Genomic DNA, 13,380 nt, shown 5'->3' on the forward strand with positions numbered 1-13,380 from the left:
ATTATTTGTCACAATACAGATGTCCAAAGATCCTGAAACAAGTTCAGGATGACACAATTTATAAGCTGTTACCCAACATCAAACTTCTAACATCCAGTCTCCAACCTCTACTCTAAAATGACCAAATTTGAGGCACCAAAGATATTGTTATTACAGCAACCATCAAATTAAGAGGCAGCCCTATTTTGGTAAAATCAGTAAATTTATATCCCCCGGGACCATACACCATAAGATTTGTCTGATAACCAATCGGCGTAGAAAAACTGGCCGACGCCGCCATAATGATCGTCATCACAAAGGGCATATAGCTCACTCCAAACGAGGCCGCCATCGAAATAGCGATGGGAAATATAAGTACCGCCGCCGCATTATTGGTGACCATCTCAGTTAATATCCATGTGGACAGATAGACCCCAGCCAGTGCCAGGTGCGGATTATTTTCGGTATAACTCAAAAATCCCTCAGCCAATACCGAAGCCGCCCCGGTTACTTGCAGTGCATTACCGAGTCCCAGCGAAGCCGCAATAACCAGCAGTACCGACCAGTCGATGTACTCTTTCGCTGTCGATGGGCGACAACACTGGCTAAAGATCATCAATCCCGCCGCTAAAAAAGAAGCTTGAAACATGGTGAGTAACCCAAAGGCTACACTCCCTACCATGAATCCCAAAATAGACCATGAATAGACCGACTTATCATAGCTGGGCGGATTGGAATCGCGAATTCCACTAATCAGAAAATAATCACTTGAATTTTTGTACTGTTCTAAAAAGTTGGGATGGGCTTCCAAAAGTAGTGTATCTCCGGTTCTGAGACGAATATCACCCACTTTTTCCTCAATCCGTTCCCCATTGCGCGACACCGCTAACACTACAGCATCGTATTTATTTCTGAACTTACCCTTCTTGATGGTTTCCCCATTGATGGGATGACTCGGAGACACGACCGCCTCAATGAGTACGCGTTCCCCTCGTTCGGAATCCATTTTAAAAATCTGCTCGGTTGCCGGAGACAATCCCTTAACCTGCTGCAGATCAACAATGGAATCGACTACCCCGGTAAATATAAGGCGGTCGCCTGCCCGCAACTTCTGTTCGGGATCTACTGCAGCTAACACATGATCGTCGCGATATATCTCTGCAAGATAAAGGGAAGGGAGATGACGAAGACCGGCTTCCTCAATGGTCTTTCCCGGAAGTGGACTATCACCCTCTACAATCATCTCAATGGTATACTCGCGGGGATCTTTAAAGGTATCGAATCCCGATCCTCGTTCAGGTAATAATTTATCCCCAAAGAAAACCAAATATAAAAAGCCTACAATGGCGCAGGGTATCCCGATCAGGGCCGGCTCAAAAATACCGATGGTACTTGTTGAAGCCTCCTGAATTAATAGTCCGTTTACAATAAGATTGGTGCTTGTACCGATGAGCGTACAGGTTCCCCCTAAAATAGCGGCATAACTCAATGGAATCAGCAGCTTGGAAACTTTTACTTTATTTTTTCGTGCCCAGTCTTCAAGAGCGGGGATGAAGGAGGCCACTACGGGGGTATTGTTTAAAAACGCACTCACCACCATTACCGGGGCCATAATACGAATCTGGGTACGGCGGATACTTTTATATCGCCCGATAATTTTCTCAACTACATATTGAATGGCACCCGTTTCTTTCATCCCTGCAGCTACCACATAAAGTGCGGCCACCGTTAACATCCCCTGATTGGAAAAGCCTACTAAGGCTTCGGCGGGATCAACGACCTGACTAACAATTAATACGGTAAGCCCGCTTACAAAAACAACGTCTGCAGGTATGCGGCTGCCAATAAGCAGAGCAACACACAGTAATATTACAGCAATAACCGTCCAGCCGGCAAGGGTCATAAATGCTAAACTCTTGTATTTTTTGGGAGAATATTGAAAGCACAAAGAAAACGAATTCTCCCGTGCTTTCAAATCACCAAATCACAAAGCAGGATTTAGTAACGAATAATGTCGCAGAGCGTAGCGACGAGATAAACTTAATTAGAGACTGGGTATTTCTATACTATAATGAAGTTTCAATTATTAAAAGACACTACGTTTTGAGGGAGTTGTACTCCCGAAAAAGCTTTCGTTACTCAAGAGTTCAACTCTCTCGTAACTAATTATCTCGTTGCGATGCTTATTACCTCGCAACTCCACAGTTTTGATACCTTGGGGGTTTGGGGCGAATCGCGGAAAATGCAAATTTAGGAGAATTACTTGAGTGGAAAAGAAAACGGGAGTACAACTCCCATAAAGCTACTGGAAATAATTATTTGGCGGGCAAAGTTGTCACTGTTTTAATAAGAGAATAAGTAATAAGTACAATAGAAGCTATTAGGCTTTTCATACATTAGTAACAAAGATTTCTCAGCTCCCTACGGTCAGTCGAATGACAGGTTGGAACATCTTAAACTTAATACTTTGACTTTCGCTGCTGCTGCAAATCACTATCTAATAATCCTATCACAATATCATCATTAAGCGTTTACCACTTAGTGCACAAATTCTACATCGGCCAAACATACGGTATCAAGAATATGAGAACAGACCATAATGCAATTTGTAGGGGAAAGCCCACCTTAAAAAAATCAGTAAATTTATAATTACCCGGCCCATAAACCATCAAATTAGTTTGATAGCCGATGGGCGTTATTAACGACATGGAAGCTGCCAGCGTAATGCCAACAACTAAGCCGCGTACTTCCATACCTTGTGTTTCTGCAACAGATAATACGATGGGAAACATCAGTGCTACCGCCCCATTATTGGTGATAATTTCTGTTAAAATAACCGTAATAATAATCACCCCCGCCAGCACCGCCCGAGTTCCATAAGCACTTGTCAATTCGACCATCCCTTCGCCAATAATTACCGCCGCTCCACTGACTTCCATGGCCTTACCAAGACCCAAAGCTGCCCCAATAACAATAAGTACGGTCCAGTCTACCGACTTTCGGGCTTCACCTGCCTCAATCACATTAAACGCCAATAGTACAGCTACACCTAAAATACCGGCCAGTGCTATATGAAGCACGCCGCCCGCAACCAGGCCAATCACACCGAAATAGCACTGCTACCGATACATATAAATCTTTACCTCCCGGGCGGTGCTCTATTACTTCCGTGGAATCGCCGGGCGCCTCTCCACCGGCCTCACTGGTTAAGAAGAAATCTTCGGTATCTTCATGTGCCCCCCGAAAACCGCGTCCGGTATCCAGCAAAAGAACATCCCCGGGATGTAATATAAATTCTCCCAGAGGCTGATCTATCCGCTTTCCACGACGACGCACTCCTGTAACAGCAGCTCCGAACCGCTCGTGTAATTTCGCTTCACCTAGCGAAGCCCCTACCAGACGCGACCCTTCTTTTACCACAACCTGATGAAGTTCACGATCCTTTTCATTTCGTCTGATCGTCCGTGGTGGCTGATAAGCCAACTTAAGCCCCGGATACCCTTCGAGTTCGGGCGTCTTTGCAGCAATCCCTCCTTGCGCAGCATAAAAAAGATGATCCCCGGCACGCAGTTTTTCCTCATCCGGTACAGGGGCAATTTCATGATCATGCCGATTGATTCGCGAAAGGTAAAAACCTGAAATCTTTGATAGTCCCGCTTCTCAAACCGTCTTTCCTGCCACATCCGCACCGTTCGTAATTTCCAGCTCTACGAGTAGTTCTCTGTTTCGCTCTTCCTGGTAGCGAATATCGCGCCGTGCAGGAGTAAGTCTCGGAGACACAACCACCAAATAAACCAATCCAACAATAGCACAGGGAACACCCACCCAAGCCAACTCAAAAAATGAAAATCCCCTAAAACCGTGACTTTCTAATAATCCATGAGTGATCAGGTTAGTACTAGTGCCAATTAATGTACAAAGGCCCCCTAAAATGGCGGCGTAAGATAGAGGCATCAGTAATTTTGATACTGGGATGTGATATTTTTTTGCCCAGCTTCGTATCGCCGGTATCCCCATAGCCACAATGGGGGTATTATTCAGAAAGGCAGAATAAACTGATACGCTGGGGCATAATCGCAACAGAATACGTTGTACACTTCTTGTTTCCTGACCCAATATAAAGTTACTGGCCCTGTCCAGCGCCCCACTTTCACGAAGTGCAGCCCCAATTACATACAAGCTTCCCAGCGCCAACAGCGTTGTGTTGCCAAATCCCAGGAAAGCCTCCTCCAGACTTAATACACCGCTGACGGTAACAATTGCCAGTCCGGTCAACAAGACGGCATCCGGGCTCCATAAATCGATAGCCAATGCCACAAAAGTGAGCACCAGTACCGCTAATATGATAATTATATCAACACTCATGATCGTTGCTATCAATTCCTGAAATAGATAATCGTTTATAAGATAGAAGAACTCTGCGGATATGCTATTGCAATTTTTAGTGTGGAGATATTGTATAAATTTTTTTCTGATTAAAAAATCTCCATCACTCTTCCCCTGCTATGCAAGTACTTCCCTCAAGGGAAGATCCAATATTAGTTTGGAGACAGTTGTACTCCCGCACAAAAACAACTCTGTTGCTCGAGGGTACAACCCTCTCACAACTAAATGGAATTGTACTTCCTTATGCTAAAGAGGTAATCAGAAGTACAACTATTTAATTCCTCATTTTTAGAACGTAATTATTATTTCGTTACGATGCCCGCATACAGCTAATTTGAAATGGGCTGAGCCTGCAATTAAATAAGTTAAAAATAAAAGATTTCTACGCTCCGGCTGAAACCCACAGCCTCCATTCGAAATGACCAGATTCACTCTTCCGTCAGCCACCAACTGTTAACCATGCTTTGTAGCTTTGTCACTTTCTAACCACATCACTCAATAACTTAATCACCCAATCACCAGTAAACAGCCCTAAAACTGTACCCTTGCCTGAACGCCCACCTCACTGCGCTTGTCTCCTTCAATCTGATTCAGCCCACTGCCAATAATCTGTGTATCTTCATATACGGTGATCCCAAATTTGGCCCAAAGCTCCAAAAAATCGAACGGCTCGTAATTTAACAGTACATACATTCGCTGCCCTTGATCAAAAAATGATTGACTGGAAAACACATACAACAGATCATTTTCGAACTGATAGACCCGCGTGGCAAAACTTTCGGTATCAAACATGGAAAGCCGGGTATCCAGACTGAACTCATCATTGATTCGCAGTCGCAAATCCTGGTACAACAAATAGCCAAGCTCTAATGCTTCTCCGGCCTGACGGCTCCGGACCAACTCCCCTCGTGTACGCAGACGCACTTTATTATTTACCCAATATTCCAGGTTCGCTCGAAAACTGCCGCGTTGTGCATCACCCAATCTGCGCTGACTTCGACCAAAAGAATCCAACACCTCATATTCATCATCCTCAATTTCGCTGCGCAGCTGCACGTAAAAATTAAGATTGCTGGTTAAATCTATCTCTGCCTTTGCCAGCCAATCAAATCCCTGGGTAGGTTGGTTCGTGCCAAAGCGAGCGCTGGGAAATCGAAACTGGTCGATATAGGCACTAAGCGTCACTTTTTCACCAATTGTATGACGCATACCCAAATAAATGCCCTCCTCATTTTTGGGCTGACCGGATACTTCTCCAAATCCATTCCCTAAGATAGATTGAAACTCTTTCTGATACTTTCGATACGCCAGCGTTATATCAGTGTCGTCGCCAAGGCTACTTTCAACGCCGGTAATCAAGCCATAGCCCCCATTTTCACTTTGTGCTACCTCTCCAAAAACAACCGCCGGTCCGGCCAAAAAGGTATAATCCAAGCCGTAGACATAATTCGACGTTCCTTCAAAATCGTACTGCGCATACGTTTGATTACTGGCTGTGATATACCGATCAAAAGTTGTTTGATAACCGGTGGCACCAATAATACCAAAAGGCAGCTCTAGCTGAACATGCCCTCCATATAACCTCTGTTGCAAATTATCTTTCTGAATAAATTCATTTTCGGTACGGTGATAACCATCCGTCCCTGGAAAGCGGGTAGTATCGGGACTTATTTCGCTCGCACTGCGTTTTCTATTCGAATAGAATCCGGTGAACTGGAGTTTTCCTCCATAGGTAACTGCTCCACCGCGATAGTAATTTGTTTCCTGCGCTGATGTATAAGGCTTTATGCCTCGGCCGTTGCGACTCACTGCACCCACCACATTACTCCCTTTGCCAAAAGCAGCTCCGCTCCAAAGTACCAATCCCTGACCAAAACCAAGGCTATAATCTCCACCCACCAACATCTGCAAGTGCCCATTATTTTCAAGTGCCACATGCCAGGTACGGTGATCAAATTGAAAGGGCCCTACAAGTTGTTCGCCGGGATCTTTTTCTTGCGTCAAATTTACTGACAGGTGATCACTCTGATACCCTATACGCTGGTAATACTTGATGGGACTACCGATATATCCACCTTCCTGTGGAGGCTGTTGATACCCCTTTCCTTCTTGCAGGTCCCTCTGAAAACGCGAGAACATCTGAAATTCCCCATCGGAGGTCCAGTAACGCGGATTGGTATAAAGTGCTCTCCCGAGCTCGATACCACTCCCCACTGTTACATACGGGCGCACCTGTTCCAGCGTTACCCGGCCAATACCCGATACCTCATCCAGTTCCTCAATCGTTTCAAATGGTTTTACCTCAGACCGGTATTCAATGATGTTTCGTGCAAGCTTAAGATTTAATCCCGGTATCTGAAGCAAAGCATTTACGCTGGCATTATTAATATTGATGGGATTTTCTGCCAATTCCTGCAGAAATTGGGTCATCTGCTCGCTGTCAAAATCAGTGTCACCGGGATCAAAGTTTTCAATAGCATCTTCAAGGTCATCCTGCACCTCCGAGCGGGTAGTATCCTGTTGCTGTGCCAGCAGTGCTACCGGCATTACAAGAAAAAATCCCAATATAATTAGTACAATGCTGCGCATTACCAGCTAATTTTAAAATCAATGGCGGGGCTATATCCCAATGCTCTGTATTCATGACGCTGAACGGCTATATTTACAGCCCAAAATTTTGCGAGGTACCCAAGTCCACCCGAAAATGTCAGGGGTTCGACAGTAATGCCCGCACGTCCCACTAAATTTTCAACAACGGATACTTCAACCCCACCGCGATATGAAATGGGAAACTGCACATCTTTGACTACATCACTGGTAAATAAGGCAATATCGGACAATTGATATGATAGCCCGATACTTAGCTCACGCGGGCAGCTTTTCATTATTACGTGATCCATACTCCGGCTGATTAATATTCGTAGCCTTAGCTCCAATCCACAAATCAGATATTATAGGAGCCGCTAACCCTACATCAACCCCCAGCGCTCCAGCCGAGCCGTATCCACCTCCAAATGCAACGTGGCTGTAATTGAGGATAGCCCCAAAATGGAATCCGGCAAACGAATGCTTATATCCAAGACGCAACCTATTCTCATTGAATAAGTCATCACCATAGCGATGCGCACCTAATCCCAAAACACCAAATTGTGTAGGATAGTACCCCGCAAAAGCCATATCCGTTATTTCTGCAAGACCAAAATAGCGAACGCCAAAAAACGACACCGTTCGTTCATTCTCCGACATCAGCGCCGGATTTCCAAACATCGACCAGTCGGTACCCTCTAATGCCGATGTTGCTTGTCCGAGTGCTAATTCCCTTGCTCCTATTACGGTTTGTGCTTGTCCCGATGAACCAACCCCGGAAACAAAAATAAAAACAGCATTTATTAATATGATTCTATACCTGTGTAAATGTAATAGCTTTCGTATCATATAACATATGGTCTCTCTGAATGATTTTAAGTAATCTATAAATTCAAAATGAATATTTCCTCTTTAAATTGGATTGCCGGAATTTTATTGGGAATTCTAATCACCATTGGTGGTCCGCAGCCATTGTCTGCACAGGAAATTAATGCTCAGGTTACCCTGGATAAAAGCCAAATTAGCAGCACCTCACTGAACTACCTTGATAACCTTCCTCAACAAATTGAAGAGTACATCAATCAGTTTGAATGGACCAATGCAAACTTCAATGAAAATGAGCGTATCAAAATGTCTCTGCAGATAAATTTATTATCGGTAGAGAATTATAATTTTGAAGCGCAAATAATTGTTCGGTCACAACGTCCGATTTATAACACCACTCGTAATACGGTTATTTTTCTGTTCAATGATGAAGAATGGAATTTTGAATACACTCCCAACCGCACCTTCCTGCACGACGAACTCCAGTTCGATCCGCTTACCAGCCTCCTCGACTTTTACGTCTACACGGTTTTAGGATACGATTTTGATACTTTCGAAGAACTGGGCGGCACAGAGTACTACCAACGGGCACAGAACATCGTATCCCTTGCACAAACAACCTCTGCTATAGGATGGTCGCGCAGCGGTAATCAGCGAAACAGAGCCCAGTTAGTCTCAAATCTTCTACAATCCAATTTCGAGCCATTTCGGACTGCCCTTTATCAGTATCACAGAAAAGGAATCGATCAGTTTTTAAATAATTCAAAGCAGTCGCGCAGCCAGATTTTATCGGCATTGGAGAACATTCAACAAGCACAACGACAGACCTCCTCCGACCTGCTCTTTGATACCTTTTTTAATGCCAAATATCGCGAAATAACATCCATCTTTGAAGATGCTGAACCGGAAGTTCGATTAGAAGCATATAACTTGCTTTCAAACATTGATCAAAGTCATCTAAGCGAATATCAGAAACTGCAGTAGTTATCAGTTATCAAAGGCTTCTGAATTCAAATATCCTAGTCAAATATTAAAAAAGTATACTTTCACCTGTTATTTTGTAATAAATCAAGCTCACTATCACACTGCTAACTGCCAACTGTACACTGAACATTTATTCTCAGGTTTTGTATATTCTCGGCCTGATGAGTTACAATCTTTTTCCATTCTAACCGAAAATATTTTCATCGTATGAAATTTTACGTCTGTATTAAACAAGTTCCCGATGTAGATGCGCCCATCCAAATTAAAGATGGCAACCTAATTCAAGATACCGACCGCATGGTGCTCAATGCCTATGATGCTTCGGCTGTTGAGGAGGCGCTCGTCCTTACCGAAGAACACGGCGGTGAAGTGGAAGTCGTGCTGGTTGGTCCCGATAAGGCCAAAGAAACCATCCGCAAAGCGCTGGCAATGGGTGCCGACAAGGCCACACATATTACTACTGACGATGAGGTTGATTATGATTCAGCAGTGTATGCAAAAATTCTGGCTGCCTTTTTTGAAGATAAGGAATACGACGTCATCTCATGCGGTAAACAATCGCAAGACACCGATGCGGGCTTGGCTGGAAGCATGCTGGCACAACATCTGGATCTACCCTACGCCACCAACGCTGTTGGACTCTCAATGGAGGACGATAAACTTGTTGTAAAACGTCAGGGCGATTCGGGACAAGAAATAATCGGACTTCCTCAACCCTGTCTGGTAACTTGCTCGAATGATATGAATGAACCGCGTATCCCCAGCCTGAAAGGAATTATGCAATCCAAGCGGAAGCCGATGGAAACGATCAACCTTTCGGATATGAATCTCGATGAAACGGCCCTTTCTGCGAAAACAAAAGTAACCGGTTACATGGAAAAACCGGAACGCGAACCGGGACAAAAGTTTGAAGGAGAACCCGATGAGCTGGCCCAGAAAGTAGCTCACCTCCTCGATGAAGAAGAAAACGTCGTATAGTGAGTAATGAGTAAAAAGTAATAATTGATAATTACTCGTTACTCATCGCTCGTTCACCAAGAATTTAGAACGAAAAACAACCTAATTTTACTATGAGTACCCTACTAACCCACATCGCAGTAAGTGACGGAAAAATTAAACGAGCATCGCTGGAAGTATTATCGCGAATGACCCAATTGGCCGAAGCTAATGGACACTCTTCCGAAGCTGTTATTATTGATGCCAATGCTTCTGATCACGTTGATGAGGTCCAAAAATATGGTGCCTCTAAAATTTATGCGATCGAAGATCCTATTTTTAAAAATCATCAAAATACACCGCTGCTTAAAGCACTTTCGAAGGTGCTGGATGAAGCCGATCCGTTTGTGTTTGGCTTTGGATCAACGGAAAGCACCAAAGATATTCTGGGTGCCCTGGCAGCTAACACTGACGCGGCTGTTCTTTCGGATGTATCTGAGTTTGAATTGATTGACAACGGTATCAAAGCGACGCGACCGGTAATGGCCGCAAAGATTCTTTCTACAAATAAAGCCACTGGTGACAACATCTTGGTTTCTGTCCGTTCGGGATCGTATGATCTAAATGAATCTCCCACCGAGGCTGAAGTGGAAAATGTCGATTTCAATTTTGATAAAAATGAACTCGAAGCTACCCTGCGCGAAATCATTGGCGCCTCCGATGACAAGATTGACTTAACTGAAGCCGAAACCATTGTAGCTGCCGGACGTGGAGCCAAAGATGACGAGGGACAAGAACTGGTCGAAGATTTGGCTTCTGTTTTAGGTGCAGCACTCGGTGCTTCACGAGCATTGACCGAAGCGGGAATCATGGATCCGAGCCTGCAAATTGGTCAGACCGGAAAAGTAGTTTCGCCACAGCTCTATATTGCTGTGGGTATTTCCGGAGCCATTCAGCACGTTGCGGGTATGGCCAACAGTAAAGTCATTGTAGCGATTAATAAAGATCCAGACGCACCCATTTTCGATATTGCCGATTATGGCATCGTTGGAGACCTTTACGATGTTCTGCCACCGTTTATCGAGGAGTTGAAGAAAATTAAAGGATAAACAATTTTAAGTTTTGAATGTTGAATTGTGAATTAATTTCAGCATTCAACATTCAGAAATAATCATTCAACATTTATTATGATGGACGAAAAGTTTGACTGTATTATTGTAGGTGCGGGTATTGCCGGACTGGCGGCTGCGATGACCCTGGCACGCAATAACATGAAGTTTCTACTCATCGAAAAAGGCGAATTTGCCGGATCAAAAAATGTATCCGGAGGCGTACTCTGGGGCAGTGATCTGGCCAAGCTCGTGCCCAATTACTGGGAGGAGAAAGACGGTGGCTGGGAGCGTTTCATTAACCATCGTCGGCTTACATTTATGGACGATCAGTCAACTTTTTCCATCGACTTCAAATCGTCGCACTTCAACGAAACACCCTACTCTGGGGTCGTTGTCCTACGCTCAAAATTTGATCGCTGGCTAGCCGGAAAGGTCCAGGATGCTATTGACGAAAGTGATTACGCCATGGACTCTTTCATCGCCACCAATATTAAGGTGGATGAAATCCTGATGGAAGACGATAAAGCAGTAGGTATTCTTACCGGAGAAGAGGAATTCCATGCCGACAGTGTTATCATCTCAGAAGGCGTCAATAATTTGCTCACTCGACAAGTGGGTTTGCAGGATGATTACGTGCCTGCTGATCACATGTTGACGGGCATTAAAGAGGTTATTCGCTATGATCAAAAAGTGCTCGAAGATCGTTTTCAATTGAACGGACTCAGCGGCATGTCGAATGAGTTTGTGGGTTTTGCCACTGATGGTGTCGAAGGAGGAGGGTTTCTCTACACCAACCGCGATACCATTTCGCTAGGATTAGTGGCCGGAATTAAAGATATGCGCGAAAAGGAAAAAAGTCCGCATGATCTGCTGAATACTTTTAAGGCACATCCCGTCATCCAGGATACTATTCAAGGCGGAGAAGTCGTTGAATATTCGGCGCACGTGGTTTCTTCCGGCGATAAGCGCGCAATGCCAAAAGAACTCTATAAAGATGGTGTTTTACTTTGCGGTGAAGCAGCCAACTTACTGATGAATGCCGGAAAGGCTATACAGGGCATGGACTACGCGATGCGGTCTGGAATTTTAGGGGCTGAAACAATCGTTAAAGCAAAAGAACGTGATGATTTTACGAGTAATACGCTCAAAGAATATAAGCAGGCCCTCGAAGAAAGCTACGTTATGAAAGACATCAACAGCTTCCAGGATGCCGTGCACATGTTGCACAATCCGACGATGTACCAGGATGTGCCCAACCTGATTTGTGATTTTGGACGTAAATTCTTCACAATCGACAATGAGCCGACAAAGAAATCACGCGTGCTAATGAAAGAATCTATAAAAGAGCACTCATCCTATTGGGATCTCATGAAAATCGGATTTAAAGGAGCAAAATCCTTGTAAGAAGATAAGATTTTAAAACAGTAAAATTGTTTATGTGTCATCCTGAATTTATTTCAGGATCTGAATCTAAATATTTTATAGATTCTGAAACGAGTTCAGAATGACACATGCTAACTTAATAGCAAGTCATCACTTTTTATTATGAAATTACTTGATCTTACAGAACGACTGGGACTGGTCAGCTATCGCAACCAGGCAAAATCAGATATCAAACCACATATTGAGGTGGATACGGATATCTGTAATTCTGTTTGCCCGCATAAATGTACAACCTACGTTTGTCCGGCCAACTGCTATACGATGGATGAGGACGGGCAAGTGCATTTTCAGGTTGAGGATTGCATCGAATGCGGCACGTGCATGTATGCCTGCGATCAGGGCGCGGTGGACTGGAACTATCCCGATCCGGAAATAGGTCGCGGCGTTACTTGGAACTTTGGATAGTATTACGCCGCAACGCAGAGCATTGCGACTAGATAAAGGTAGAAAAAAATTTTAGATCTCGTTACGATGCTCCGCGTCGTAGCGAGATAGGTTTTAATCTACCTTCCCTTCCAATCTTGTTCCAAGGTTCGACATTAGAACAAATCTATTCCACACACCCGAGAAAATTTCACCCTAAAATATCGTAACTTCAAATAGTCCCGATTCACCCAAATAGTTTTTAGCAGAAGAGTACCGCCAATCTTCAGGAGAGTCCACATATCCTCTTTTAACAGGATTATTATGAATATACTCTACTTTTTGCACCATCATATAATCCCCTATAATTTGTTTTGGATGATATCCTTCATCCCAAAATTGATATTTGCGGTCAGTTTTAAACTTGCTCTTTTGTTCGCAAAGCCTTCTCAACCATATGTGTTTATCATTATTCTTTAAACAATCAATACATTTGCGTGCCGTATATGATTTAAACGCTGCAATTTTTCTATCTAAACAATTGGCTTGCGCAATAAAATGGATATGATTTTCCATGATTACATATGCATAAATTTTAGCCTCTCTCTTATTTTGTAAAAATTTTAGAGCATTGATAATAATATCTGATAACCTTGGACTTCCAAATAATGGTAACCCGTAAATTACTGAAGATGTGATTAAATAAGGATATTCGTCTTCGTATATCTTATAACGAGTCCTACTCATATCATTTTTTATTAGTAAG

13 protein-coding genes are annotated in these 13,380 nt (G+C 43.7%); 5 read left to right on the plus strand and 8 right to left on the minus strand.

Annotated elements, in window-relative coordinates; all coding sequences use genetic code 11:
* Positions 1 to 112 precede the first annotated feature (112 nt).
* The 7 genes from U5J89_RS00080 to U5J89_RS00110 all read right to left on the minus strand — a co-directional run bounded on the left by U5J89_RS00080 (position 113) and on the right by U5J89_RS00110 (position 7,800).
* On the minus strand, positions 113 to 1,882 hold the full coding sequence (locus U5J89_RS00080; protein WP_322573560.1) for an SLC13 family permease: 1,770 nt from the start codon (positions 1,880 to 1,882) through the stop codon (positions 113 to 115).
* A gap of 649 nt (positions 1,883 to 2,531) precedes the next feature.
* A complete protein-coding gene (locus U5J89_RS00085; RefSeq protein ID WP_322573561.1) occupies positions 2,532 to 3,083 on the minus strand; it encodes an SLC13 family permease in 552 nt (183 codons plus the stop codon).
* On the minus strand, positions 3,004 to 3,462 hold the full coding sequence (locus U5J89_RS00090) for a TrkA C-terminal domain-containing protein (RefSeq protein WP_322573562.1): 459 nt from the start codon (positions 3,460 to 3,462) through the stop codon (positions 3,004 to 3,006). The genes U5J89_RS00085 and U5J89_RS00090 overlap by 80 nt, the downstream gene beginning before the upstream one ends.
* A 177-nt stretch (positions 3,463 to 3,639) precedes the next feature.
* Positions 3,640 to 4,344: an SLC13 family permease gene (locus tag U5J89_RS00095; protein ID WP_322573563.1), complete on the minus strand. Its 705-nt coding sequence runs from the start codon at positions 4,342 to 4,344 to the stop codon at positions 3,640 to 3,642.
* Positions 4,345 to 4,896: 552 nt separating this feature from the next.
* Positions 4,897 to 6,954, minus strand: coding sequence for a helix-hairpin-helix domain-containing protein (locus tag U5J89_RS00100; protein ID WP_322573564.1), 2,058 nt, complete (start codon positions 6,952 to 6,954; stop codon positions 4,897 to 4,899).
* Complete coding sequence (locus tag U5J89_RS00105; protein WP_322573565.1) at positions 6,954 to 7,265, minus strand: hypothetical protein; 312 nt, start codon at positions 7,263 to 7,265, stop codon at positions 6,954 to 6,956. The genes U5J89_RS00100 and U5J89_RS00105 overlap by 1 nt, the downstream gene beginning before the upstream one ends.
* Entirely contained in the window at positions 7,231 to 7,800 is a 570-nt protein-coding gene (locus U5J89_RS00110; protein ID WP_322573566.1) for a hypothetical protein, read from the minus strand. The genes U5J89_RS00105 and U5J89_RS00110 overlap by 35 nt, the downstream gene beginning before the upstream one ends.
* Before the next feature lie 48 nt (positions 7,801 to 7,848).
* Here U5J89_RS00110 and U5J89_RS00115 point away from each other — a divergent pair, with 48 nt between their 5' ends.
* The 5 genes from U5J89_RS00115 (at position 7,849) to U5J89_RS00135 (ending at position 12,656) form a co-directional block, all read left to right on the plus strand.
* The gene (locus tag U5J89_RS00115) at positions 7,849 to 8,760 is read left to right on the plus strand and encodes a DUF4835 family protein (protein WP_322573567.1); all 912 of its coding nucleotides are present in this window, start codon (positions 7,849 to 7,851) and stop codon (positions 8,758 to 8,760) included.
* 207 nt (positions 8,761 to 8,967) lie between these two features.
* Entirely contained in the window at positions 8,968 to 9,738 is a 771-nt protein-coding gene (locus U5J89_RS00120; protein ID WP_322573568.1) for an electron transfer flavoprotein subunit beta/FixA family protein, read from the plus strand.
* A 92-nt stretch (positions 9,739 to 9,830) separates the two neighbouring features.
* Positions 9,831 to 10,805: an electron transfer flavoprotein subunit alpha/FixB family protein gene (locus U5J89_RS00125; RefSeq protein WP_322573569.1), complete on the plus strand. Its 975-nt coding sequence runs from the start codon at positions 9,831 to 9,833 to the stop codon at positions 10,803 to 10,805.
* Between the two features lie 78 nt (positions 10,806 to 10,883).
* Complete coding sequence (locus U5J89_RS00130) at positions 10,884 to 12,212, plus strand: FAD-dependent oxidoreductase (RefSeq protein WP_322573570.1); 1,329 nt, start codon at positions 10,884 to 10,886, stop codon at positions 12,210 to 12,212.
* Between the two features lie 141 nt (positions 12,213 to 12,353).
* On the plus strand, positions 12,354 to 12,656 hold the full coding sequence (locus U5J89_RS00135; RefSeq protein ID WP_322573571.1) for a ferredoxin family protein: 303 nt from the start codon (positions 12,354 to 12,356) through the stop codon (positions 12,654 to 12,656).
* Positions 12,657 to 12,830: 174 nt separating this feature from the next.
* Here the strand turns inward: U5J89_RS00135 and U5J89_RS00140 are convergent, their stop codons facing one another.
* A complete protein-coding gene (locus U5J89_RS00140) occupies positions 12,831 to 13,361 on the minus strand; it encodes an REP-associated tyrosine transposase (protein WP_322573572.1) in 531 nt (176 codons plus the stop codon).
* Positions 13,362 to 13,380: the final 19 nt, after the last annotated feature.

The organism is Fodinibius sp., assembly GCF_034521915.1.
In the GTDB taxonomy this organism is placed as follows: Bacteria; Bacteroidota; Rhodothermia; order Balneolales; family Balneolaceae; genus Fodinibius.

Bases quoted from the DNA above. Each gene is read 5' to 3' on its own strand.
- U5J89_RS00080 (WP_322573560.1), bottom strand. From the start codon at position 1,882: ATGACCCTTGCCGGCTGGACGGTTATTGCTGTAATATTACTGTGTGTT.
- U5J89_RS00095 (WP_322573563.1), bottom strand. From the start codon at position 4,344: ATGAGTGTTGATATAATTATCATATTAGCGGTACTGGTGCTCACTTTT.
- U5J89_RS00100 (WP_322573564.1), bottom strand. From the start codon at position 6,954: ATGCGCAGCATTGTACTAATTATATTGGGATTTTTTCTTGTAATGCCG.
- U5J89_RS00105 (WP_322573565.1), bottom strand. From the start codon at position 7,265: ATGGATCACGTAATAATGAAAAGCTGCCCGCGTGAGCTAAGTATCGGG.
- U5J89_RS00110 (WP_322573566.1), bottom strand. From the start codon at position 7,800: ATGATACGAAAGCTATTACATTTACACAGGTATAGAATCATATTAATA.
- U5J89_RS00115 (WP_322573567.1), top strand. From the start codon at position 7,849: ATGAATATTTCCTCTTTAAATTGGATTGCCGGAATTTTATTGGGAATT.
- U5J89_RS00120 (WP_322573568.1), top strand. From the start codon at position 8,968: ATGAAATTTTACGTCTGTATTAAACAAGTTCCCGATGTAGATGCGCCC.
- U5J89_RS00125 (WP_322573569.1), top strand. From the start codon at position 9,831: ATGAGTACCCTACTAACCCACATCGCAGTAAGTGACGGAAAAATTAAA.
- U5J89_RS00130 (WP_322573570.1), top strand. From the start codon at position 10,884: ATGATGGACGAAAAGTTTGACTGTATTATTGTAGGTGCGGGTATTGCC.
- U5J89_RS00135 (WP_322573571.1), top strand. From the start codon at position 12,354: ATGAAATTACTTGATCTTACAGAACGACTGGGACTGGTCAGCTATCGC.
- U5J89_RS00140 (WP_322573572.1), bottom strand. From the start codon at position 13,361: ATGAGTAGGACTCGTTATAAGATATACGAAGACGAATATCCTTATTTA.